Here is a 21,081-nt window from a genome sequence, read left to right on the forward strand (position 1 = left end):
ATGACTGCAACCCGTCAACTGCACGGGGCCGGAGGGGCCGGTGCGGCAGCGATGCGCCGCCGCACCGGCCCCAGTGGCTGGATGGTCGCGCCGGCGCTGGGCTTCTTCCTCGTCTTCGCGATCATCCCGCTCATCGTCGCCCTGTACCTGAGCTTCACCCGCTGGGACGCCATCACGGATCCCGCGTGGGTCGGTCTCGACAACTGGGCCTCCGTCCTCGTCGACCCGGTCGCGATCGACGCACTCGTCCTGACGCTCAAGGTCATCGTGATCTCCTGGGTCGTCCAGACACCGATCAGCCTGCTGCTCGGCACGTGGACCGCGGGGAAGCAGCGCAACCGGGCGGTGCTCGGAGCGATCTTCTTCCTGCCGCTCCTGCTGTCGTCCGCGGCGACCGCCATCGCGTTCAAGGCGATCCTCGACCCGAACTTCGGCCTCTCGGCGTCGCTCGGCATCCCGTTCCTCAAGCAGGACTGGCTGGGCAACCAGCAGCTCGTCCTGTTCGTGGTGATCTTCATCATCGCGTGGCAGTTCGTGCCGTTCCACACGCTCCTCTTCCAGGGCGGCGTCCGACAGATCCCCGCGTCGCTCTACGAGGCGGCGGAGATCGACGGTGCCGGGACGATCAAGCAGTTCTTCCACATCACGCTCCCGCAACTGCGGTACACGCTCGTGACGTCGTCGACGCTCATGATCATCGGATCGCTCACCTACTTCGACGTGATCTTCGTGCTCACCGGCGGGGTCCCGAGTGCGGGCACCCGCATCCTCCCGATCCTCATGTACGTGACGGGCTTCTCCGCGAGCCAGTTCGGGCAGGCGAGTGTCATGGCGATCATCCTGGCCGTCATCGGTCTCGCCATCGCGCTGCTCCTCACCAAGCTGAGCGGCTTCGCCAAGATGGACAGTCAGCAGGAGGGCCTCTGATGTCAGCCACCAACCCACTCACGAAGCCCGGCGCCCTGCCGACGGGGAGCCTCGACACCGTCAGCGTCTCCACCGCGGGTTCGCGACGCGGTCGCCCGGCCGAGCACGAGACCAGAGGCCGACGTCCCCGTGGCGCGCGACGGAAGCCGAACATCCTCGGCGGCATCGGCGCCTGGATCTGGCTGCTCATCATCGTGCTGCCGATCTACTACATCGTCATCACGAGTGTGCGTCCGCAGGCCGGGTTCTTCTCGAGCAACCAGCTCATCCCGCCGACCGATCCGACGCTCGACGGCTACGCGCTCGTCCTGCAGAGCGACTTCTTCCTGTACCTCGGGAACAGTGTGATCATCACCGTCGCGAGCGTCGCGGTCACCGTGTTCGTCTGCCTCATGGCGTCGTACGCGATCGTGCGCACCAACTCGCGGTTCACGCGGGGAGCGTTCTCGTTCTTCCTGTTGGGGCTCGCGATCCCGCTGCAGGCGACGATCATCCCGCTGTTCTACATGCTCAGCAAGGCGGGACTGTACGACACCCTCCTGGCGCTGATCCTGCCCTCCATCGGGTTCGCGGTGCCGGTCACCGTCCTCATCCTGTCGAACTTCATCCGGGACATCCCGAAGGAACTGTTCGAGTCGATGACCGTGGACGGTGCGTCGAGCTGGCGGACCCTCGTCTCGCTCGTGCTCCCGCTGGCCCGCCCCGCGATCGTCACCGTGGCGCTCTACAACGCGCTCAACGTGTGGAACGGCTTCCTGTTCCCGCTCGTGCTGACGCAGTCGCCGAGCAACCGGGTGCTGCCGCTGTCGCTGTGGACCTTCCAGGGCTCGTTCAGCGTGAACGTGCCCGCGGTGCTCGCCGCCGTGGTGCTGTCGACGCTCCCCATCTTCATCCTGTACCTGTTCGGCAGACGGCAACTGATCAGCGGCATGACCGCCGGCTTCAGCAAGTGACGCCCGGCCGACCGACACCGAACCCGACATATCCCCCGAGAGGAATACATGACTGACAAGCAGGCCCTCGTGGTCCGAGGTGGTTGGGACGGGCACATGCCCGTCGAGACCACAGCGGCCTTCATCCCCTTCCTGGAGGCGAACGGGTTCACCGTGCGCGTCGAGGACGGGACCGCCGTCTACACCGATGCCGACTACCTCGACACCGTCGACCTCATCGTCCAGATCAACACCATGAACACCATCGAGCCTGAGGAGTTCGCGGGCCTCCAGCGGGCCGTCCTGAACGGCACGGGGATGGCCGGTTGGCACGGCGGGATCGCGGACTCGTACCGGAACAACGCGGACTACCTCCACATGATCGGCGGGCAGTTCGCGCACCACGCCGGCAAGGATCCGGCGGAGCGCACGGGGGAGCAGTCCGACAACTACATCCCGTACACCGTGCACATCACCGAGTACGGCCGGCAGCACCCGATCACCGAGGGGATCGAGGACTTCGACCTCGTCACCGAGCAGTACTGGGTGCTGAGCGACGAGTACAACGACGTGCTCGCGACGACGACACAGGAGGTGCGGCCCTGGGACGCGTGGAACCGTCCCGTCACGGCCCCCGCCATCTGGACGCGCCACTGGGGGAAGGGCCGGATCTTCGTCTCCGCGCCCGGCCACCGCATCGAGATCGTCGAAGAACCCAACGTCCGCACCATCATCGAACGGGGCCTGCTGTGGGCAGCACGCTGAACGACACACCCACGACCACCGGGGGATCGGTCCTCCGGGTCGGCGTCATCGGCGTCGGCAACATCTCGCGGCAGTACTTCGCCGAGTTCCCCAAGTTGCCGAATCTCCGGCTCGTCGTCGTCGCCGACCTCGATCTCGCACGGGCCGCCGAGGTCGCGGCCGAGCAGGGTGTCCGGTCCTCGAGCGTCGACGAGTTGCTCGCCGACCCGGAGGTCGACGTCGTCCTGAACCTCACCATCCCGGCAGCCCACGCGGAGGTCGCCCGCCGTGCCCTCGAGGCGGGGAAGCACGTCTACGGCGAGAAGCCGCTCGCACTCTCCACGGCCGAGGCGCGACCGGTGCTCGAGCTCGCGCGCGCGAAGGGGTTGCGGGTCGGCAGCGCGCCCGACACCGTCCTCGGCTCCGGTGTCCAGACGGCGCTCGCCGTGCTCGACGCCGGTGCCATCGGTCGGCCGATCGCGGCGGCGGTCGCGTGGAGTGCGCCGGGTCACGAGCTGTGGCACCCGGCACCCGCGTTCTACTACCAGCCGGGCGGCGGTCCGCTGCTCGACATGGGGCCGTACTACCTGACGAGTCTCGTGTCGTTCTTCGGTCCCGTCGTGCGGGTGTCGGGCGCGGTCGCGCGGTCGGACCGGGAGCGGACGGTCGCCACGGGTGCGCTGGCCGGCACGCCGATCCCGGTGCACGAGCAGGTCGACACCCACGTGACGGCGATCCTGGAGCATGCGAACGGTGTCGTCTCGACGGTGACCGTGTCGTTCGAGGTGTGGGCCAGCCGGGTGCCGCTGTTCGAGGTGTACGGCACCGCCGGGACCGTCGCGGTGCCCGACCCGAACCGGTTCTCCGATCCGGTGGAGCTCTCGACCGCGGACGACCGCACCTGGCGTGCGGTGCCCGACAGCGCCGGCTTCGTCGACGCCGGACGCGGGGTCGGGCTGTCGGACCTCGCCGAGGCGATCGAGCAGGACCGGCCACACCGGGCCTCGGGGGACCTCGCGTTCCATGTGCTGGAGATCATGGAGGCGATCATCGTCGCCGGGCGTGAGCACCGGGTCGTGGAACTGACGAGCACCGTGGAGCGGCCCGAGCCCGTGCAGCAGACGGTGGCCGTCGGCTGACGCCCGGTCCCTGAGCCCACGACCTCGGTCCCTGAGCCTGTCGACGGGCGGCTCGGGGACCGGTCGTGTGCGAGGATGGGCTGATCCGAGCACACATTTGGGGGAATGATGTCGTTCACACGAGCACACCGACGACCGGTCTTCTCCATCCTGGCGATCGCCGCAGCCCTGGCCCTGGCCGGCTGCTCGGGCGGCGCCGGAGCCTCGACGCCGGCGCCGACCGAGACCGTGACGGTCACACCGACCGCCACCCCGACACCGACGCCCACCGGCCCCGACCTCGCGGACCCGTCGTCCTGGACCGTCGACTTCACCGGCGTCGGTCCGGTCGAGCTCGGCGCCCCGATCCTCGGGACGGCGTCGCTCATGGCGGCGTTCTCCGTGGCGACCCAGGAGGCGTGCCCGTGGGTCACCGCCTACGCCGCCGAAGGTCTGCCGTCGGTGTGGTTGCCCGATCCGCAGGACACGGGCGTGGTCGAGCAGATCGTGCTGCAGGCGTGGAGCGGTCCGGCTGCTGTCGCGGCGTCGTCGCCGAAGACGGACGCGGGTGTCGGCGTCGGTTCGACCCTCGCGGAACTCCGGGCCGCCTACCCCGCGCTCACCGAGCAGCAGGGCAAGTACGCCGTCTTCTACGCCGTCACCGACGACGCCGGGCACTGGATCAACTTCTCCGTGATGGACGACGTCGTCGAGGCGATCGTCGTGCGTGCCGAGCCGAAGATCGACAGCGAGTACTGCGGCTGACCGTCGCTCAGCGGGCGACGGGGACGACCAGGACGTCCGCGAGCACGCCGTCGTCCACCCGCGCGGTCATCATCGTGCACTGCGGCTGACGGCGACGGTCCGTCGGCGAGCCGGGATTGAGCAGCCGGAGACCCGCGGGGGAGACAGTGTCCCAGGGGATGTGGCTGTGCCCGAAGACGAGCACGTCGGTGTCGGGGTAGGCCTCGTCGGCGCGCCGTTCGCGGCCGGTGGCTGCACCGGTCTCGTGGACGACGGCGAAGCGGACGCCGTCGACCTCGAACCGCGCGACCTCGGGGAGCCGCGCGCGGAGCCCCGGTCCGTCGTTGTTGCCGAAGACGCCGACGAGGCGGGTGGCTCGCTGCTCGAGGGCGTCGAGTGTCGCCTCGTCGACCCAGTCGCCGGCGTGGACGACGAGGTCGGCCGCGTCGACCGCGGCCCACACGGCGTCCGGCAGGGCCTTCGCGCGCTTGGGCAGGTGGGTGTCGGAGATGAGCAGGAGCGAGGTCGACATGCCTCAACGCAAGCGGATCGTCCCGGCCGCGTCAACCGGGTGGTGGTCGTGCGCCCGTCGACCGGTTCAAGTGACGAACCGAGCCGGCACCCAGACGGGCCGACTACAGTGGGCGGCATGCCCGCAACCGACCTGCGCTTCTCCGGGAGGATCGCCGGCTACGGCACCACGGGCGGCGTCCGCATCGTCCTCGGGCTCTGGTCGACGTCACCCTTCGGGTCCTTCGCCGACGCGATGATCGAGGACTCCCGCGGCAAGCGGCTCCTCCTGGCCCCCACGCAGGAGATCGCGGACTTCATCGCCACCACGTACACCTTCGACGACATCGAGATCGGCACGGTCGGGTGGACGCGCCTCCCCACCGGCCTCCGGTTCGTCGGCGGCCCGCTCGACACGACGCTGCGCATCGGCGGCAGTTCGCCCCTGGGACGAGCGCTCCGAGCCGTCCCCAAGCCGCTCGCGGTCAACCCGCTCTGGCTCCAGACGATCGACCCCGTCGCCAGGGTGCTGCAGCCGGGTGCGCGCACGGCGGGCTCGGCCGGCAACGGACGACGCGAGTACTACGGGGTGACGGGCGCCCGCCGCATCACCGCGGCGACGGCGAGCTGGTCGGGTGCGGACCTCGGCACGCTCGCACCGCTCGCCCCGCCCGTGCGGTTCGGCTTCGGTTCGGCCCCCGCCGACCCGCACCTCGTCGACATCGTCACCACGGTCCGGCAACCCGCCTGAGCTGCTCCGCGGCCGCGAAGCAGCCGGAGATCCGCGCGGTGGCAGGACCGGTTGCATCCTCACGTCCTGCTCTGGTGTCGATCCCCGCTTGCCGCGGCGCAGCGTGTTCAGCCCCGGCGGACCATCCACACGTCGACGTCGTCCTCGCGTTCCAGCGTGAAGCCGTGGCGCTCGTAGAGGCGACGGGCCGGGCTGCCCTGCAGCACGTTCAAGCGGAACGGGCGCGGGTCGCCGTCGTCGCGCAGCACCTGCGCGAGGACCGCGGTACCGAGGCCGGCGCCCTGGTGCTCGGGGGCCAGGTAGAAGTGTTCCAGCCACCGTTCCTCGGGCTCCGGGCGGACCGCGAACAGCCCGGCCGCGACACCGTCGACCACGATCACCGAGGTGTGCTCCGGCCGGTACGCGTCGAGGAACCGTCGACGCACGCGGGTCTCGTCGTAGCGCCCGAGACGCTCGAGGTCGGGGCGCATCACGACGGCGCGCACCTCGGCCATCCACGTCGCATCGTCGAGCGTGGCCGGTCGGAGTGTCCATGCGGTGGGCATCCGTCCAGTCAACCATCCGTTCCGGTCGCTCGCGCGCGCAGGTGCCGGGGGAGCCGCCGGTGAGGGACACTGGAGGGATCGAGCAGAGGTGGGCGTGTGAGTGAGGCGACAGCGGGCGGAACCGCTCCGACGGGTGGTCAGGCCGCCGGGAGCGGACTCGACTCGGTGCGCCGTCGCAACCTCGGGCGGATCGTCGAGCTGGTCCACCAGGGCGGGGTACAGTCGCGGTCAGCACTCACGCGGGCGACCGGGCTCAACCGCTCGACGGTCGCCGCGCTCGTGACGGAACTCGCAGCGTCGGGAGTCGTCACGGAGTCGGTCCCGGTCGGCGGGCAGGGTGTCGGTCGTCCGTCGCCGCTCGTCTCCGCCGGCCCCCGAGCCGTCGCCTTCGCGGCGAACCCGGAGCTCGACGCGATCACCGTCGCGGCCGTCCGGCTCGGTGGCGAGGTCGTTGAACGCGTGCGTCGCGACGTCGACACGACCCCGACGGCAGGCGAGGCGACGGCGATCATCGCGGAGCTGGTCGCCGACTTGGCCGCACGCCTGCCCGACGACGCGCAGGGTGGGGGCGGGATCGGGCTCGCGGTCCCCGGACTCGTGCGCGACGCCGATGGGGTCGTCCGGCTCGCGCCGCACCTCGGCTGGGTCGACGAGCCGCTCGTCGAACGGCTGCGTGCCGCGACCGGCCGGGCGGTGTTCGCGGCGAACGACGCGAGTCTCGGTGCCAGGGCGGAGCGGACCTTCGGGGCCGGCCGAGGCATCGACGACCTCGTCTACCTGAACGGTGGCGCGAGCGGTATCGGCGGCGGCATCATCGCCGGTGGCCGCCCCGTCGGTGGTGCGCGCGGCTACGCGGGGGAGTTCGGGCACACCTCGGCGACGGCCGCGGGTAACGCGCTCGAAGACGCCGTCCGCCGTAGTGAGCTGCTCCGCGTCGCCGGGCTCGTCGCCGGGGACGACGCGGTCCTCGAGGCGGCACTCGCCGCCGGTATCGCCGCGGATCCGGCCGGGCCGATGCGCGAGGAGGTCGTCCGGCAGGCGAGGACGCTCGGGCGGGCGCTCGCCGGGACGGTCAACATCCTCGACCCCGAGCTCGTCGTCCTCGGCGGGCATCTCGGGATCGTGCTCGAACTGGCGTCGGAGGAGCTGCACGACGCGGTCCGTGAGCGGGCGCTCGTCCCGCCGTTCGAGGACGTCGCGATCGTGCGTGCGGAGCTCGGGCAGGACCTCCTCCTCATCGGTGCGGCGGAACTCGCCTTCGACCGGCTCATCGCGGACCCCGCCGCCTGGTGAGTCCGTCCGCCGGCGCGGTGCGCTGACGTGAGACGTCCCCACCCGGCGTCAGCGCGGTGCGCTGGCATGACTCTGCGGGCATCGGCGCGACCGCGGGCTGAGCGCGTGAGCGCGGGTCTCTGGAGGGGCGCGCCCACGCGTGTGAGCCGCGCTCGCGTCAGCGCACCGCGCTGGCGCCAGTCGCCAGGCACCACCGCCACCCGGGGTCAGAAGGCCGGGGGACCCGCGGACTTCCGCACGATGAGTTCGGGCTCGATCGTGCCCCGGTAGCCGACGGCGTCGACCTCGAGATTGCCGAGCAGATGCGCGACGCAGCGCCGCCCCAGCTCGTCGAAGTCCTGACGCACCGTCGTGAGCGGCGGCCAGAAGTGCGACGCCTCGGGGATGTCGTCGAACCCCACGATCGACACGTCCCGCGGCACGTCGTAGCCCTCGTCGCGGATCGCGTGGATGAGCCCGAGCGCCATCTGGTCGTTCGAGGAGAAGATCGCCGTGAAGTCGCGCACCCGCATGAGTTCGATGCCGGCGCGATACCCGAAGTCGGCCGTCCAGTCGCCGAGGATCGGCGCCGTCGTCGGCACGTCCTGCGCGCTCATCTCCGCGAGGAACCCACGCATGCGCGCCTCCGCCTCGATCCAGTCCTGCGGACCGGCGAGGTGGTAGATGTTCCGATGCCCGAGCTCGATGAGGTGCCGCGTCGCCAAGCGTCCACCGGCGACCTGGTCGACCCCGATCGAGTGGTCGTCGAGGTCGCCGCCGGACTGCACCGCTACGAAGGGGACCCGGACCTGCAGCTCCTCGATGGCGCGGAACACCCGGACCTGCGGCGCGATCACCACGATGCCGTCGACCGACTGCGCGAGGAGGTGCTCAACGGCCGCCACGATCGACACCTCGCTGGTGTCGGGCAGGTTGGAGGTGCTGACGAGGTACCCGGCGTCCTTGCTCGCGTTCTCGATGGCCTGGATCATGCTCGCCGGACCGTACTGGGAGCGCTGGCTGGCGAGCACGCCGATCGTCCGCGACCGACTCGTCACGAGGGCTCTGGCCGCCCGGTTCGGGCGGTAGTTGACCTCGTCCATGACGGCGAGCACGCGGTCGCGCGTGGAGTCGCGGATGCTCGGATGGTTGTTCAGCACTCGGGACACGGTCTGGTGGGAGACCCCGGCCAGGCGCGCGACATCGCGGATATTGGGGGCTCGCCCCCGTTCGGCGTCGTCGCTCACGGATTCCTCGGACCTCGATGTGCACGGTCACATTTCGTGCTGCACCCATTATGCACACGCCTCAGGCCGCCGAAGGATCGGCTCCGTCGGCCTCCGTGCAGCCGCCGAGCAGCCGACGACGGTACCGTTGGAGGATGGACACCGCAAGCGTCGCCCGCGTCATCGAAGCCACCGACTTCTCGGGCGTCGTGCTCGTCAAGCGCGGAGACGAGACGCTCTTCGAGGTCGCACGGGGGCTCGCCTCCCGGGAGCGCGACGAGCCGATCACGCTCGACACCCGGTTCGACACGGCCTCGATCACGAAGCTGTTCACCGCGGCCGCCGTGCTGCAGCAGGTCGACGCGGGGCACATCGACCTCGACGAGTCGATCCACGAGTACGTCGACCTCGACGGCACCACCATCCGCCGCGACGTGCAGCTGATCCACCTGCTGACCCACACCTCCGGCATCGCCGACGACGCCGACGAGACCGCCGGTGAGAGCTACGAGGAGCTGTGGGCCGAGCGCCCCGCCTCGTCGATCCGCGAGACCGCCGACCTCCTGCCGCTCTTCGCCCATAAGCCGCCGCTCGCGGCACCGGGCGAGGAGGCGAACTACGTCAACGCCGGCTACGTCCTGCTCGGGCTCGCCCTCGAAGGGGTGACCGGCCTGCCGTACCGCGAGCTCATCGAGCAGCAGGTGTTCGCGCTGCTCGGCATGGACCACTCGGGCTTCGCCGACCGCCGCACGGGCGAACCGGGCCTCGCGGAGGGCGGCGACGTCGACGACGACGGGGTCTGGCACTCGAACGTCGACGCCTTCCCGCCGCTCGGCGGCCCGGACGCCGGTGCGCAGTCCACGGCGGCCGATCTCATCACCTTCCTGCGCGCGGCCCGCGACGCGAAGCTCCTCACCGCCGAGCTGACCGAGGAGTTCACCTCCCCGCAGATCGAGGTCGACGAGGAGATCTCCTACGGCTTCGGATTCGAGTTCGACGTCGACGAGGACGGTCAGGTCCGTTCGATGTACCTCGACGGTGTCAACCCGGGTGCCAGCGGCATCGTCCGCACCTACTTCGGCCCGACGGCGGCCGACGCGATCGACGTCGTCGTGCTGTCGAACTCCGAGGACGGCGCGTGGGACGTCATCCGCGCCATCGACGCAGAACTCTAGGCGACTTCCGCGCCACCACTGGGATCGGCAGCGCCGGTACCCGCCGTCCGAGCGCGTCGCGCACGGCCGCCGCGCGCAACGCGCACACCCCGGAACCACGTCGTTGAGAGCGCGACCATACCCCGACGATCGCCGGTTATGAAAATGAGACACATCCCGACTTGACATCGGGTGGAGGTCTGGGGCTATCGTGTGACACACAATGTGAACGGTCACATTCGGAGTGACGAGGAAGTCGACGTGGGAACGAAGCGCAACGGAGCGAGCAGGTGGGCGATGAGCCTCCTCCCGAACCGCGGCACCGATCGAACCGACCACGACTCCCTCTCGGCCCGGCTTCCCGCCGGCCACCTCTCCCTGCACCCTCGCCGGCACCACGACGAGGCGTCCGCACCCGCACCCGCGAACGCCACGTAGCCGACGAGCGGCCTCGATGAGCTGGACACATCGACGCCGTTCGACCTGCGCATGACAACGACGTCCAAGCAACCCCCTAGGGAAGGAACCACACAGTGAAGAAGAGAATGCTCCTCGCCACGCTGGCCGCAGGCACGATGGTCGTGTCGCTCGCCGGCTGCTCCGGCGGCGCAAGCGGCGGATCGGGCGGCGGCGAAGGCGACGGCAAGCTCGTCGGCGTCGCGATGCCCACCAAGAGCTCCGAGCGCTGGATCCAGGACGGCAACGCCGTCAAGGAGCAGCTCGAGAAGGAGGGCTTCAAGGTCGACCTGCAGTACGCCGAGGACGACATCCCCACCCAGGTCTCGCAGATCGAGAACATGATCACCAAGGGCGCCTCCGTCCTGATCATCGCGTCGATCGACGGCACCACGCTCACGAGCGTGCTGCAGGAGGCCAAGGACGGCGACATCCCCGTCATCGCCTACGACCGCCTCATCCGCGACAGCGAGAACGTCGACTACTACGCGTCGTTCGACAACTACAAGGTCGGCGTGCAGCAGGCCAACTCGGTCCTCAACGGCCTCGGCCTCGTCGACCTCGAGGGCAAGCCCACCGAGGGCGCACCCGCCGGTCCGTTCAACATCGAGATGTTCGCCGGCTCGCCCGACGACAACAACGCCACGTTCTTCTGGGACGGCGCGCAGGACACCCTGAAGCCGTTCATCGACGCGGGCACCCTCACGGTCGCCAGTGGCCAGACCTCCTTCGAGCAGGCTGCAACGCTCCGTTGGGACGGTGAGACCGCGCAGAAGCGCATGGAGAACATCCTCACGTCGACCTACTCCGACGGTTCCAAGGTCAACGCGGTCCTGTCGCCCTACGACGGCATCTCGCGAGGCATCATCTCGGCGCTGACCGACGCCGGCTACTCGGTGGGCGACGGCTGGCCCGTCATCTCCGGCCAGGACGCCGAGCTCGACTCGGTCAAGGCCATCGAGTCCGGTGAGCAGTACGCGACCATCTTCAAGGACACCCGCCAGCTGGCGAGCGAAGCCGTCAAGATGGCCGTCGCCGTCCTGAACGGTGAGAAGCCCGAGGTCAACAACACCGAGGACTACGACAACGGCAAGAAGGTCGTCCCGTCCTTCCTCCTCGAGTCGCAGATCGTCGTCAAGGACAACATCCAGGAGGTCCTCGTGGACTCCGGGTACTGGACCGAAGACGAGATCAAGGGCTAACACCCACCGAAGTCCCCAGTCGGGCTCGGGGAGCGGATTCCGCTCTCCGAGCCTGTCTCGGGGCCCGGGTCCGCACCTCGACGCTTCGACCACCTCAGTGACCATGTCCGGTCCCTGAGTCGGACGACGTGCCTGAGGTCACCGGCCAGGCTCAACGACGACCACCAGTAAGGAGACTCAGGTGTCAGCCGAGACGACGAGCATCCTCGAGATGCGCAACATCATCAAGACCTTCCCCGGCGTCAAAGCCCTCTCGAACGTCACCCTCGATGTGCAGCGCGGTACCGTGCACGCCATCTGCGGCGAGAACGGTGCCGGCAAGTCCACCCTCATGAAGGTGCTGTCGGGCGTGTACCCGTTCGGGACCTACGAGGGCGACATCGTCTTCGAGGGCGAGACGATGGAGTTCAAGGACATCCGTGACTCGGAGTCCAAGGGCATCGTCATCATCCACCAGGAGCTGGCGCTCAGCCCCTACCTCTCCATCGCGGAGAACATCTTCCTCAACAACGAGCTGAAGGGGCCGCTCGGCCTCATCGACTGGAACCGCACCAACCAGGAGGCGGCAGCCTTGCTCGCCCGGGTCGGGCTGCGGGAGAACCCGACGACGAAGATCCTCGAGATCGGTGTCGGCAAGCAGCAGCTCGTCGAGATCGCGAAGGCCCTCTCGAAGCGCGTGAAGCTCCTCATCCTCGACGAGCCGACCGCCGCCTTGAACGACGAGGACTCCGACCACCTGCTCGACCTCATCCTGCACCTCAAGGAGCAGGGCATCACGTCGATCATCATCAGCCACAAGCTCAACGAGATCAAGAAGGTCGCCGACACCGTCACGGTCATCCGCGACGGCAAGACGATCGAGACGATCGTGAAGAACGACGTCACCGAAGAGCGCATCATCAAGGACATGGTCGGTCGCGACCTCGAGCACCGCTACCCGGACCACACGCCGAACATCGGTGCCGAGATCCTGCGCGTCGAGGACTGGACCGCCCACCACCCGCAGGACCCGACCCGCGTGATGGTGGACGCCGTGAACCTCAACGTCCGTGCCGGTGAGATCGTCGGCATCGCCGGCCTCATGGGCGCCGGGCGCACCGAGTTCGCGATGAGCCTCTTCGGCCAGTCGTACGGCAGCCGGATCAGCGGCAAGGTCTTCAAGAACGGCTCGGAGATCCGCACGCGCACCGTGTCGGAGGCCATCGCGAACGGCCTCGCGTACGCCACCGAGGACCGCAAGTACTACGGCCTCAACCTCATCGAGGACATCAAGCGCAACATCTCGATGGCCTCGCTGAAGAAGCTCGAACGCGGCGGACTCGTGAACGACAACGAGGAGTACAAGGTCGCCGAGGAGTACCGCAAGAGCATGAACATCAAGGCTCCCAACGTGCTCGCGAAGACCGGCAAGCTCTCGGGTGGCAACCAGCAGAAGGTCGTGCTGTCGAAGTGGATCTACTCCGACCCCGACGTCCTCATCCTCGATGAGCCCACCCGTGGGATCGACGTCGGCGCGAAGTACGAGATCTACACGATCATCAACCGCCTCGCCGCGGAGGGGAAGGGCGTCATCGTCATCTCCTCCGAGCTCCCCGAGCTCATCGGCATCTGCGACCGCATCTACGCCCTCAGCGAGGGCCGCATCACCGGCGAACTGCCGATCGAGGAAGCGAACCCCGAAGCGCTCCTCAAGCTCATGACCATGGAGAAGCCCCGCTAAGCGGGCGCGGACGGATCGAAGGAGAACCGCAATGTCCGATCTGGACACCAAACCCACCGTCCCGGCAGGGGACGGCACCGCCGCCGGCGGCCTCGTCAACCCGGCCACGAACCGGTTCACGAGCTGGCTGACCCACATCCTCAGCGACCTCGGCAAGAACGGCATCTTCATCGCCCTCCTGCTCGTCGTCGTGTTCTTCGCCGTCATCACCGACGGCATCCTGCTGCGGCCGCAGAACATCTCCAACCTGATCGTGCAGAACGGGTACATCCTCGTCCTCGCGATCGGCATGGTGATGGTCATCATCGCCGGCCACATCGACCTGTCGGTCGGTTCCGTCGCGGCCTTCGTCGGCGCCGTCTCCGGTGTCTTCGCCGTACAGATGCAGATGCCGTGGTGGATCGCGGTCATCCTCTCGCTCGCCATCGGTGCCCTCGTCGGCGTCTGGCAGGGCTTCTGGATCGCCTACGTCGGCATCCCGGCGTTCATCGTGACGCTCGCCGGCATGCTCATCTTCCGCGGCCTCGCGCTCGTGGTCCTCGGCAACGCGAACATCGGTTCCTTCCCGGGCGAGTACCGCGCCCTCGGCAACGGCTTCCTGAACGACGTCTTCGGTGACTTCCCGATCGACCCGCTCACGCTGGGGATCGGCGTCATCGCCGTCATCGGCCTCGTCGTGCAGCAGGTCCGCACGCGCCTCGGCCGTCAGAAGTACGGCCAGGAGACCGAGCCCTTCCCGTGGTTCGTCGCCAAGCTCGTCCTGATCACCGCCGGCATCGGCTTCTTCGTCTACGCCCTCGCCGCGTACAAGGGCATCCCGGTCACGCTCATCGTGCTCGCCGTCCTGGTGCTCGTGTACGGCATCGTGATGAACCGCTCCGTCTTCGGTCGCCACATCTACGCGATCGGTGGCAACCGCCACGCGGCCGAGCTGTCCGGTATCAAGACGCGCAAGGTCGACTTCTTCCTGTTCGTCAACATGGGCTTCCTCGCGGCGCTCGCCGGCCTCATCTTCACGGCCCGCCTGAACCTCGCCGGTCCGAAGGCCGGTGACGGCTTCGAGCTCGAGGCGATCTCCGCGGCGTTCATCGGTGGAGCCGCGGTGCAGGGTGGCGTCGGAACCATCGGTGGCGCGATCATCGGTGGTCTCATCATCGGCGTCCTGAACAACGGTATGTCGATCATCGGCCTCGGCATCGAGTGGCAGCAGGCCGTCAAGGGCCTCGTGCTCCTGCTCGCCGTCGCCTTCGACGTCTACAACAAGCGCCGCAGCGGCGGACGCTGATCCGCAGCCCCGCTCAGGCGGCGAGCTGTCCAGCACGAACGACCAGTCACCCTCAGCGATGACCGCGAACCACGGAGGCGAGCGCACCGGCGAACAGGCCGGGGCGCTCGCCTCCGTGCGTGGTCCGGGCGGTGATGCGACGGTCCCGTCGGTACCGGCACTCGAGGTGCTCGACGGTGACGAGACGGTGCTCGCCGTCGAGGCCGGCGTCGTCCACGCGGTCGTCGGGCCCCGGTCGGCGACGCGGCGGTTCGTCGACGCCCTCTCCGGCGCCGCGGGCGGACGGCGGCGACGCAGGACCGCCGAGGTCGTGCGCATCGCGGGGACGGCCGTCGCCCTCGCTTCTCGTGCGGCGTCGAGTGCGGCCGGGATCGCCGTGGTGACCGGCGGCCAGGCGATCAGTTGGACGCAGGACGTGGGCGACAACGTCCTGCTCGGCAACGAGCACGGCTCGGGTGTCGACGGCTTCGGCGCCGCGGTCCGCGCCGCGCTCCGCTTCGGGCGCCCCGGTGGTGATACCCGTGGGAGCGACCGGGACCGCGTGGTCCGCGCGCTCGCGACGGTCGGCCTGGCGACCGAGCCGACCACGGCGGTCGCGGAGCTGACCGCTCTGGAACGCCGACTCGTCGAGCTCGCGAGAGCGGTCGCAGCGGGAGCCGCCGTCGTGATCGTCGACGAGTCCGGAGCCGGACTGTCCACGCCGGAACGCGAGCGCTGGCAGACCGCCCTGCGCTCCGTCGCCGCCACGCCCCGGCCGTCCGGGACCGCTCCGGTGGTCCTGCTCGTCACGGGGACGGTCACCGGTCTCGCCGCCGTCGCATCGGCGGTCACCCTGCTCGGAACCGGATCCGGCGCGAACGGCCCCCGCACGCTCCCGGTGTCGGACGCGGCCGATGAGCGGCGGGTGCTCGACGCCTTGGCAGTGGGCCTCGGGAGCGCCGCGGGTCTCCGTGGTGTGGACCGCACGAGCGACAGCGCGCGGTCCTGCCCGGATCGCGACACCCGCCCGACCGAGCGCACGGGCGGGCTGCGTGTCGAGCAGTGGCACGCGAGCCACCCCGCCGACGCCGCCAGGACCATCGTCGACGGGGTGAGCTTCGCGTGCGCTCCCGGCGAGGTCCTCGGCCTCTTCGGTCCCCTCGACTCCGGTGTCGGCGAGGTGCTCCTCAGCCTGTTCGGCCACTCGTACGGTGCCACGGTGCGTGGAGCGGTCGCCATCGACGGCGAGACCGTCGACGTCTCGACCATGGACCGCGCTCGCGCTGCCGGACTGCTTTACACGACCGAACACCCGATCCGCTACGACCTCGCGTTCCTCGGCGGCGTGCCCTCGAGTGTGTCGCCGACGTCGCTCACCCGCATGGTCTCGACCGGGCTCGCGGACGGCCGCCGGGCGTACCCGGCGACCACCGGGGTGAACGGCCTGGCGGCGGCGCTGCCCGGTGCGCATCGCGGCCCGACCGCCGAGCAGTTCACCGAGTCACTTCGGTCGCTCCTCGACACACCGGCACGGGTGGTGCTCCTGGCCGAACCGTTCGGTGACCGCCGCGACGCCGGTGCGGCCGAACGCGTCGCCCTCATCCGGGCCATCGCCGCCTCCGGTCGGGCGGTCGTGGTGGCCGGCGACGACCCCTCGGCGCTCGTCGAGGTCTGCGACCGGGTCATCGCCGTCCGCAACGGCCGGGTGGTGGGGGAGACCCGTCCCGACCGCGACGCCAGGGGGCATCGGGACGCGGTCCTCGCCGTCCTCGACGCGATGGGCGGGCTCGCATGAGCGGCGCTGGCCAGGCCGATGTACAACGTTGTACACTGGCATCGGCCCGGACGCCGTCGAACCTCCACCCGACCCCGGCCCACCCACCCCGAGCGTCCCCGGGACGCCGCAGGCTTCCGCACCACCCGACGAACCAGCACCACCAGACGAAGGAGTCCAGCCGGTGAACACCGAGCACACCGCAGCATCCCCCAGCGCGTCAGCCGCCTCCGGCGAGACCTACACGATCGGCGTCGACTTCGGCACCCTGTCCGGCCGGGCCGTCGTCGTCCGCGTGTCCGACGGCGCTGAGCTCGGCTCCGCGGTGCTCGACTACCCGCACGCCGTCATGGACCGCGAACTCGCCTCGACCGGCGCCACCCTGCCGCCCGACTGGGCGCTGCAGGTCCCGGCCGACTACGTCGCGGTCATCAGGTCCGCCGTGCCCCGCGCCGTCGAGGCCGCCGGGATCGACCCGGCGGCGGTCATCGGCATCGGCACCGACTTCACGGCCTGCACGATGGTCCCCGTCATCGCCGACGGCACCCCACTCAACGAGCTGCCCGAGTACGCCGACCGCCCGCACGCCTACGTGAAGCTGTGGAAGCACCACTCCGCGCAGCCGCAGGCCGACCGCATCAACGAACTCGCCGCCGAGCGGGGCGAGTCCTGGCTGCCGCGCTACGGCGGACTCATCTCCAGCGAGTGGGAGTTCGCCAAGGGACTCCAGCTGCTCGAGGAGGACCCGGAGCTCTACGAGCGCATGGACCACTGGGTCGAGGCCGCCGACTGGATCATCTGGCAGCTGACCGGGCGGTACGTCCGGAACGCCTGCACCGCCGGGTACAAGGGCATCTACCAGGACGGCGCCTACCCGAGCCACGAGTTCCTCGCCGCCCTCAACCCCGCGTTCGAGCGCTTCGCCGACGACAAGGTCGAGCACGAGATCGGTGAGCTGGGCGCTGCCGCCGGCACCCTCTCCGCGGAGGCCGCGGCCTGGACCGGGCTCCGTGAGGGCATCGCCGTCGCGGTCGGGAACGTCGACGCCCACGTCGCCGCCCCCGCGGCACAGGCGGTCTCGCCCGGCCAGATGGTCGCGATCATGGGCACGTCCACCTGCCACGTCATGAACGGCGACGTCCTCCGCGAGGTCCCCGGCATGTGCGGCGTCGTCGACGGCGGCATCATCGCCGGCCTGTACGGCTACGAGGCGGGCCAGTCCGGCGTCGGCGACATCTTCGCCTGGTACGTCGAGAACCAGGTCCCCGCCCGGTACACGGAGGAGGCGGCCGCGCGCGGCGTCAGCATCCACGAGTACCTCACCTCTCTGATCCAGGACCAGCCGGTCGGTGCCCACGGGCTCGTCGCGCTCGACTGGCACTCCGGCAACCGCTCGGTGCTCGTCGACCACGAACTCTCCGGCACGGTCCTCGGCCTGACGCTCTCCACACGCACCGAAGAGGTCTACCGGGCGCTGTTCGAGGCGACCGCCTTCGGGACGCGCAAGATCGTCGAGACGTTCAACGCTTCGGGCGTGCCCGTCACCGAGTTCATCGTCGCCGGCGGTCTGCAGCGGAACCCGTTCCTCATGCAGACCTACTCCGACATCCTGCGCCTGCCGATCTCGATCACCGCGAGCGCCCAGGGTCCCGCCCTCGGCTCCGCCATCCACGCGGCCGTCGCGGCCGGCGCCTACCCGGACGTCCCGGCGGCCAGCGCCGCGATGGGCAAGGTCGACCGCGCCGTCTACACGCCGAACGAGGCCGCGGCGGACGCGTACGACCTGCTCTACGCCGAGTACGCCACCCTCCACGACTACTTCGGTCGCGGAGCCAACGACGTCATGAAGCGGCTGAAGCGCCTCCGCCGGGCCGCCCTCGGTGGCGGCTCCGACCGCCTGCCGTCCGACACCGAGACCACCGCCCTCGAAGGAGCAACCTCGTGAACACCTACTCACCGGAGATCGAGGTCGCGATCGCCCGCGTCCGCGCCGACGTCGCGAAGCTGCACGGCGAGCTCGTGCGCTACGGCCTCGTCATCTGGACCGGCGGCAACGTCTCCGGTCGGGTGCCCGGCGCCGAGCTGTTCGTGATCAAGCCGTCGGGCGTCGACTACGACGACCTCGCGCCCGAGAACATGATCCTCTGCGACCTCGACGGCAACGTGATCCCGGGCACGCCCGGCTCCGACCGGTCGCCCTCGAGCGACACGGCCGCGCACGCCTACGTGTACCGCCACATGCCCGAGGTCGGCGGGGTCGTGCACACGCACTCCACCTACGCCGTCGCCTGGGCTGCACGCGCCGAGCCGATCCCGTGCGTCATCACCGCCATGGCCGACGAGTTCGGCGGGGAGGTCCCCGTCGGGCCGTTCTCGATCATCGGCGACGACTCGATCGGTCGCGGCATCGTGGAGACGCTGACCGGCCACCGGTCGCGCGCCGTCCTCATGCAGAACCACGGTCCGTTCACCATCGGCAAGGACGCGCGGGACGCCGTGAAGGCGGCCGTCATGGTCGAGGACGTGGCCCGGACCGTGCACATCTCGCGGCAGCTGGGTGAGCCGAAGCCGATGCCGACCGAGGCGATCGACGCCCTGTTCGACCGCTACCAGAACGTCTACGGCCAGGCGCCCCAGGGCGCGCTCTAGGCCAGCCACCGCACCCCGGTCCCTCCCCATCCCTGAGCTCGTCGACGGGCAGGGACCGCGCACACCACTCCAGACCAGAAAGCAGACCCACCCATGCCGAAGCCCACCACCACCCTCGACCACTACACCGTCTGGTTCCTCACCGGCAGCCAGAACCTCTACGGCGAGGAGACCCTCCGCCAGGTCGCCGAGCAGTCACAGGCCATCGCGGCCGAGCTCGGCGCCGCCGCCGACGTCCCGGTCCGGATCGAGTGGAAGCCCGTCCTCAAGGACTCCGAGTCCATCCGTCGCGCGATGCTCGACGCGAACGCCGACGACAGCGTCATCGGCCTCGTCACCTGGATGCACACCTTCAGCCCCGCGAAGATGTGGATCGCCGGCCTCGACGCCCTGCAGAAGCCGCTCCTGCACCTGCACACGCAGGCGAACGTCGAGCTGCCGTGGTCGGAGATCGACTTCGACTTCATGAACCTCAACCAGGCCGCCCACGGCGACCGTGAGTTCGGCTACATCCAGACCCGTCTCGGCGTCGCCCGCAAGACGGTCGTCGGGCACGTGTCGGACCCGCGGGTGCAGCGCGAGGTCGGCACCTGGCAGCGCGCCGCAGCCGGTTGGGCCGCCACGCACGAGCTGAAGCTCGCCCGCTTCGGCGACAACATGCGCTACGTCGCCGTCACCGAGGGTGACAAGACGGAGGCCGAGCTGCGGTTCGGCGTGCAGGTGAACACCTGGAGCGTCAACGAACTCGCCGAGGCCGTGCACGCCTCGACGGACGCCGACATCGACGCGCTCGTCGCCGAGTACGAGGAGCTGTACGACGTCGTCCCCGAGCTGCGGAAGGGCGGCGAGCGGCACGAGTCGCTCCGCTACGGCGCCGCGATCGAACTCGGCCTGCGCTCGTTCCTCGAGGCCGGCGACTTCGCCGCGTTCACGACGAGCTTCGAGGACCTCGGTGAGCTGCGCCAGCTGCCCGGTCTCGCCGTCCAGCGCCTCATGGCCGACGGTTACGGCTTCGGTGCCGAGGGTGACTGGAAGACGGCCGTCCTCGTGCGCGCCGCGTCAGTCATGGGTGCAGGCCTCCCCGGCGGCGCCTCGCTCATGGAGGACTACACGTACCACATGGAGCCCGGCAACGAGCTCATCCTCGGGGCGCACATGCTCGAGGTCAGCCCGACGCTGTCCTCCGCGCGCGCCACGCTCGAGGTGCACCCGCTCGGCATCGGCGGCAAGGAGGACCCGGTGCGCCTGGTCTTCACGGCCGACTCCGGCCCCGCCGTCGTCGTCGCCATGAGCGACATGCGCGACCGCTTCCGCCTGACGGCCAACGTCGTCGAGGTGGTCCAGCCCATCGAGGCGCTGCCGAAGCTGCCCGTCGGTCGTGCCGTGTGGAAGCCGGCTCCCGACTTCGCGACCTCGGCCGCCGCCTGGCTCACCGCGGGTGCCGCGCACCACACGGTGATGTCGACGGCCGTCGGGGTCGAGGTCTTCGCCGACTTCGCCGAGATCGCCAAGACCGAGCTGCTCGTGATCGACGAGTCGACGACCACGCGTGACTTCCAGCGTGAGGTCCGCTGGAACAACGCCTACTACCGTCTGGCCCAGGGCTTCTAAGCAACCAGCAGTCCCATGAGGACGGCCTCCCACCGCACGGTGGGAGGCCGTCCTGCGTTCCGGCGTCACCGATCGTGCGGTGCGACGTCGGCGCTTGCTAGCCTGAGGCGAGGCGCCGGGGGTGGCGCGTGGAACGACGGGGGTCGACCGATGACGGACGTGTTCGAGCAGGCCGGGGCACCGGGGCAGGACGAGGAAGCGGCGACCGGACGCACCGGGCTCGGCTGGCGGCTCGCGATCGGCGGGACCGTCCTCGTCGCCGGTGTCGGCGCGGTCCTCGCGATCGTCGCGGTGACGGGCGGGTTCGCCGCGGCGGATCCGGCGGCCGCCGAGCGGGCGATGGAACGCTGCATCGAGGAGCAGGCGAGCCGGATCGTCGACGCCGGCGACCGCACGCCCGAGGAGGCCGCGGCGGAGGGCTGTGCACTCCAAGCCGACTCGGACACCTTCCTCGACGAGTACGGCGACTGACCGGACCGCTC

General features: G+C 69.9%; 20 protein-coding genes. 17 read left to right on the top strand and 3 right to left on the bottom strand.

The genetic code is table 11. The features are described 5' to 3' along the window. The 5 genes from ASF68_RS17635 (at window position 1) to ASF68_RS17655 (ending at window position 4,486) form a co-directional block, all read left to right on the top strand. Window positions 1–927: a carbohydrate ABC transporter permease gene (locus ASF68_RS17635; RefSeq protein WP_056014229.1), complete on the top strand. Its 927-nt coding sequence runs from the start codon at window positions 1–3 to the stop codon at window positions 925–927. After that, complete coding sequence (locus tag ASF68_RS17640) at window positions 927–1,880, top strand: carbohydrate ABC transporter permease (RefSeq protein ID WP_082498793.1); 954 nt, start codon at window positions 927–929, stop codon at window positions 1,878–1,880. Before ASF68_RS17635 ends, ASF68_RS17640 begins: the two co-directional genes overlap by 1 nt. A 48-nt stretch (window positions 1,881–1,928) precedes the next feature. After that, entirely contained in the window at window positions 1,929–2,624 is a 696-nt protein-coding gene (locus ASF68_RS17645; protein WP_056014232.1) for a ThuA domain-containing protein, read from the top strand. Next, window positions 2,609–3,742, top strand: a complete 1,134-nt coding sequence (locus tag ASF68_RS17650; protein ID WP_235526869.1) for a Gfo/Idh/MocA family protein — start codon at window positions 2,609–2,611, stop codon at window positions 3,740–3,742. The genes ASF68_RS17645 and ASF68_RS17650 overlap by 16 nt, the downstream gene beginning before the upstream one ends. A gap of 105 nt (window positions 3,743–3,847) precedes the next feature. Further along, entirely contained in the window at window positions 3,848–4,486 is a 639-nt protein-coding gene (locus tag ASF68_RS17655) for a hypothetical protein (protein WP_056014235.1), read from the top strand. Window positions 4,487–4,493: 7 nt separating this feature from the next. Here the strand turns inward: ASF68_RS17655 and ASF68_RS17660 are convergent, their stop codons facing one another. Then, complete coding sequence (locus tag ASF68_RS17660; protein ID WP_056014238.1) at window positions 4,494–4,997, bottom strand: metallophosphoesterase; 504 nt, start codon at window positions 4,995–4,997, stop codon at window positions 4,494–4,496. A gap of 117 nt (window positions 4,998–5,114) precedes the next feature. On the opposite strand from ASF68_RS17660, the gene ASF68_RS17665 reads away from it, so the two are divergent. Then, complete coding sequence (locus tag ASF68_RS17665) at window positions 5,115–5,726, top strand: hypothetical protein (RefSeq protein WP_200920982.1); 612 nt, start codon at window positions 5,115–5,117, stop codon at window positions 5,724–5,726. A 107-nt stretch (window positions 5,727–5,833) separates the two neighbouring features. On the opposite strand, the gene ASF68_RS17670 is transcribed toward ASF68_RS17665, so the two are convergent. Continuing rightward, window positions 5,834–6,271 (bottom strand): GNAT family N-acetyltransferase, encoded by a 438-nt coding sequence (locus ASF68_RS17670; RefSeq protein ID WP_056014241.1) that lies wholly within the window; start codon window positions 6,269–6,271, stop codon window positions 5,834–5,836. A 96-nt stretch (window positions 6,272–6,367) separates the two neighbouring features. Here ASF68_RS17670 and ASF68_RS17675 point away from each other — a divergent pair, with 96 nt between their 5' ends. Then, on the top strand, window positions 6,368–7,564 hold the full coding sequence (locus ASF68_RS17675; protein WP_056014244.1) for an ROK family protein: 1,197 nt from the start codon (window positions 6,368–6,370) through the stop codon (window positions 7,562–7,564). A 206-nt stretch (window positions 7,565–7,770) separates the two neighbouring features. Here the strand turns inward: ASF68_RS17675 and ASF68_RS17680 are convergent, their stop codons facing one another. Next, window positions 7,771–8,790 (bottom strand): LacI family DNA-binding transcriptional regulator, encoded by a 1,020-nt coding sequence (locus ASF68_RS17680; protein WP_056014246.1) that lies wholly within the window; start codon window positions 8,788–8,790, stop codon window positions 7,771–7,773. Window positions 8,791–8,924: 134 nt separating this feature from the next. On the opposite strand from ASF68_RS17680, the gene ASF68_RS17685 reads away from it, so the two are divergent. The 10 genes from ASF68_RS17685 (at window position 8,925) to ASF68_RS17725 (ending at window position 21,070) form a co-directional block, all read left to right on the top strand. Beyond that, entirely contained in the window at window positions 8,925–9,944 is a 1,020-nt protein-coding gene (locus tag ASF68_RS17685; protein ID WP_056014249.1) for a serine hydrolase, read from the top strand. Between the two features lie 276 nt (window positions 9,945–10,220). Next, a complete protein-coding gene (locus ASF68_RS18915; RefSeq protein ID WP_157605282.1) occupies window positions 10,221–10,361 on the top strand; it encodes a hypothetical protein in 141 nt (46 codons plus the stop codon). Window positions 10,362–10,468: 107 nt separating this feature from the next. After that, complete coding sequence (chvE, locus tag ASF68_RS17690) at window positions 10,469–11,581, top strand: multiple monosaccharide ABC transporter substrate-binding protein (RefSeq protein ID WP_056014252.1); 1,113 nt, start codon at window positions 10,469–10,471, stop codon at window positions 11,579–11,581. A gap of 211 nt (window positions 11,582–11,792) precedes the next feature. Then, on the top strand, window positions 11,793–13,301 hold the full coding sequence (mmsA, locus tag ASF68_RS17695; RefSeq protein WP_056014741.1) for a multiple monosaccharide ABC transporter ATP-binding protein: 1,509 nt from the start codon (window positions 11,793–11,795) through the stop codon (window positions 13,299–13,301). A 31-nt stretch (window positions 13,302–13,332) separates the two neighbouring features. Next, window positions 13,333–14,586: a multiple monosaccharide ABC transporter permease gene (gene mmsB / locus ASF68_RS17700; RefSeq protein ID WP_056014255.1), complete on the top strand. Its 1,254-nt coding sequence runs from the start codon at window positions 13,333–13,335 to the stop codon at window positions 14,584–14,586. Window positions 14,587–14,644: 58 nt separating this feature from the next. Next, complete coding sequence (locus ASF68_RS17705; protein WP_056014258.1) at window positions 14,645–16,360, top strand: hypothetical protein; 1,716 nt, start codon at window positions 14,645–14,647, stop codon at window positions 16,358–16,360. Between the two features lie 163 nt (window positions 16,361–16,523). After that, entirely contained in the window at window positions 16,524–18,284 is a 1,761-nt protein-coding gene (araB, locus tag ASF68_RS17710; RefSeq protein WP_056014261.1) for a ribulokinase, read from the top strand. Continuing rightward, window positions 18,281–18,988, top strand: a complete 708-nt coding sequence (locus ASF68_RS17715) for an L-ribulose-5-phosphate 4-epimerase (protein ID WP_056014264.1) — start codon at window positions 18,281–18,283, stop codon at window positions 18,986–18,988. Before araB ends, ASF68_RS17715 begins: the two co-directional genes overlap by 4 nt. Window positions 18,989–19,081: 93 nt before the next feature. After that, window positions 19,082–20,599 carry an L-arabinose isomerase gene (gene araA / locus ASF68_RS17720; protein ID WP_056014267.1) on the top strand — a complete coding sequence of 506 codons (1,518 nt, stop codon included), beginning with the start codon at window positions 19,082–19,084 and terminating at the stop codon, window positions 20,597–20,599. Window positions 20,600–20,749: 150 nt separating this feature from the next. Further along, a complete protein-coding gene (locus tag ASF68_RS17725; protein WP_056014270.1) occupies window positions 20,750–21,070 on the top strand; it encodes a hypothetical protein in 321 nt (106 codons plus the stop codon). Window positions 21,071–21,081 lie beyond the last annotated feature (11 nt).

This window comes from Plantibacter sp. Leaf314 (genome assembly GCF_001423185.1).
Classification (GTDB): Bacteria; Actinomycetota; Actinomycetes; order Actinomycetales; family Microbacteriaceae; genus Plantibacter.

Coding starts and splice junctions, on each gene's coding strand:
- ASF68_RS17635 (WP_056014229.1), top strand. CDS start 1: ATGACTGCAACCCGTCAACTGCACGGGGCCGGAGGGGCCGGTGCGGCA.
- ASF68_RS17640 (WP_082498793.1), top strand. CDS start 927: ATGTCAGCCACCAACCCACTCACGAAGCCCGGCGCCCTGCCGACGGGG.
- ASF68_RS17645 (WP_056014232.1), top strand. CDS start 1,929: ATGACTGACAAGCAGGCCCTCGTGGTCCGAGGTGGTTGGGACGGGCAC.
- ASF68_RS17655 (WP_056014235.1), top strand. CDS start 3,848: ATGATGTCGTTCACACGAGCACACCGACGACCGGTCTTCTCCATCCTG.
- ASF68_RS17660 (WP_056014238.1), bottom strand. CDS start 4,997: ATGTCGACCTCGCTCCTGCTCATCTCCGACACCCACCTGCCCAAGCGC.
- ASF68_RS17665 (WP_200920982.1), top strand. CDS start 5,115: ATGCCCGCAACCGACCTGCGCTTCTCCGGGAGGATCGCCGGCTACGGC.
- ASF68_RS17670 (WP_056014241.1), bottom strand. CDS start 6,271: ATGCCCACCGCATGGACACTCCGACCGGCCACGCTCGACGATGCGACG.
- ASF68_RS17685 (WP_056014249.1), top strand. CDS start 8,925: ATGGACACCGCAAGCGTCGCCCGCGTCATCGAAGCCACCGACTTCTCG.
- ASF68_RS18915 (WP_157605282.1), top strand. CDS start 10,221: ATGAGCCTCCTCCCGAACCGCGGCACCGATCGAACCGACCACGACTCC.
- chvE (WP_056014252.1), top strand. CDS start 10,469: ATGCTCCTCGCCACGCTGGCCGCAGGCACGATGGTCGTGTCGCTCGCC.
- mmsA (WP_056014741.1), top strand. CDS start 11,793: ATGCGCAACATCATCAAGACCTTCCCCGGCGTCAAAGCCCTCTCGAAC.
- mmsB (WP_056014255.1), top strand. CDS start 13,333: ATGTCCGATCTGGACACCAAACCCACCGTCCCGGCAGGGGACGGCACC.
- ASF68_RS17705 (WP_056014258.1), top strand. CDS start 14,645: ATGACCGCGAACCACGGAGGCGAGCGCACCGGCGAACAGGCCGGGGCG.
- araA (WP_056014267.1), top strand. CDS start 19,082: ATGCCGAAGCCCACCACCACCCTCGACCACTACACCGTCTGGTTCCTC.
- ASF68_RS17725 (WP_056014270.1), top strand. CDS start 20,750: ATGACGGACGTGTTCGAGCAGGCCGGGGCACCGGGGCAGGACGAGGAA.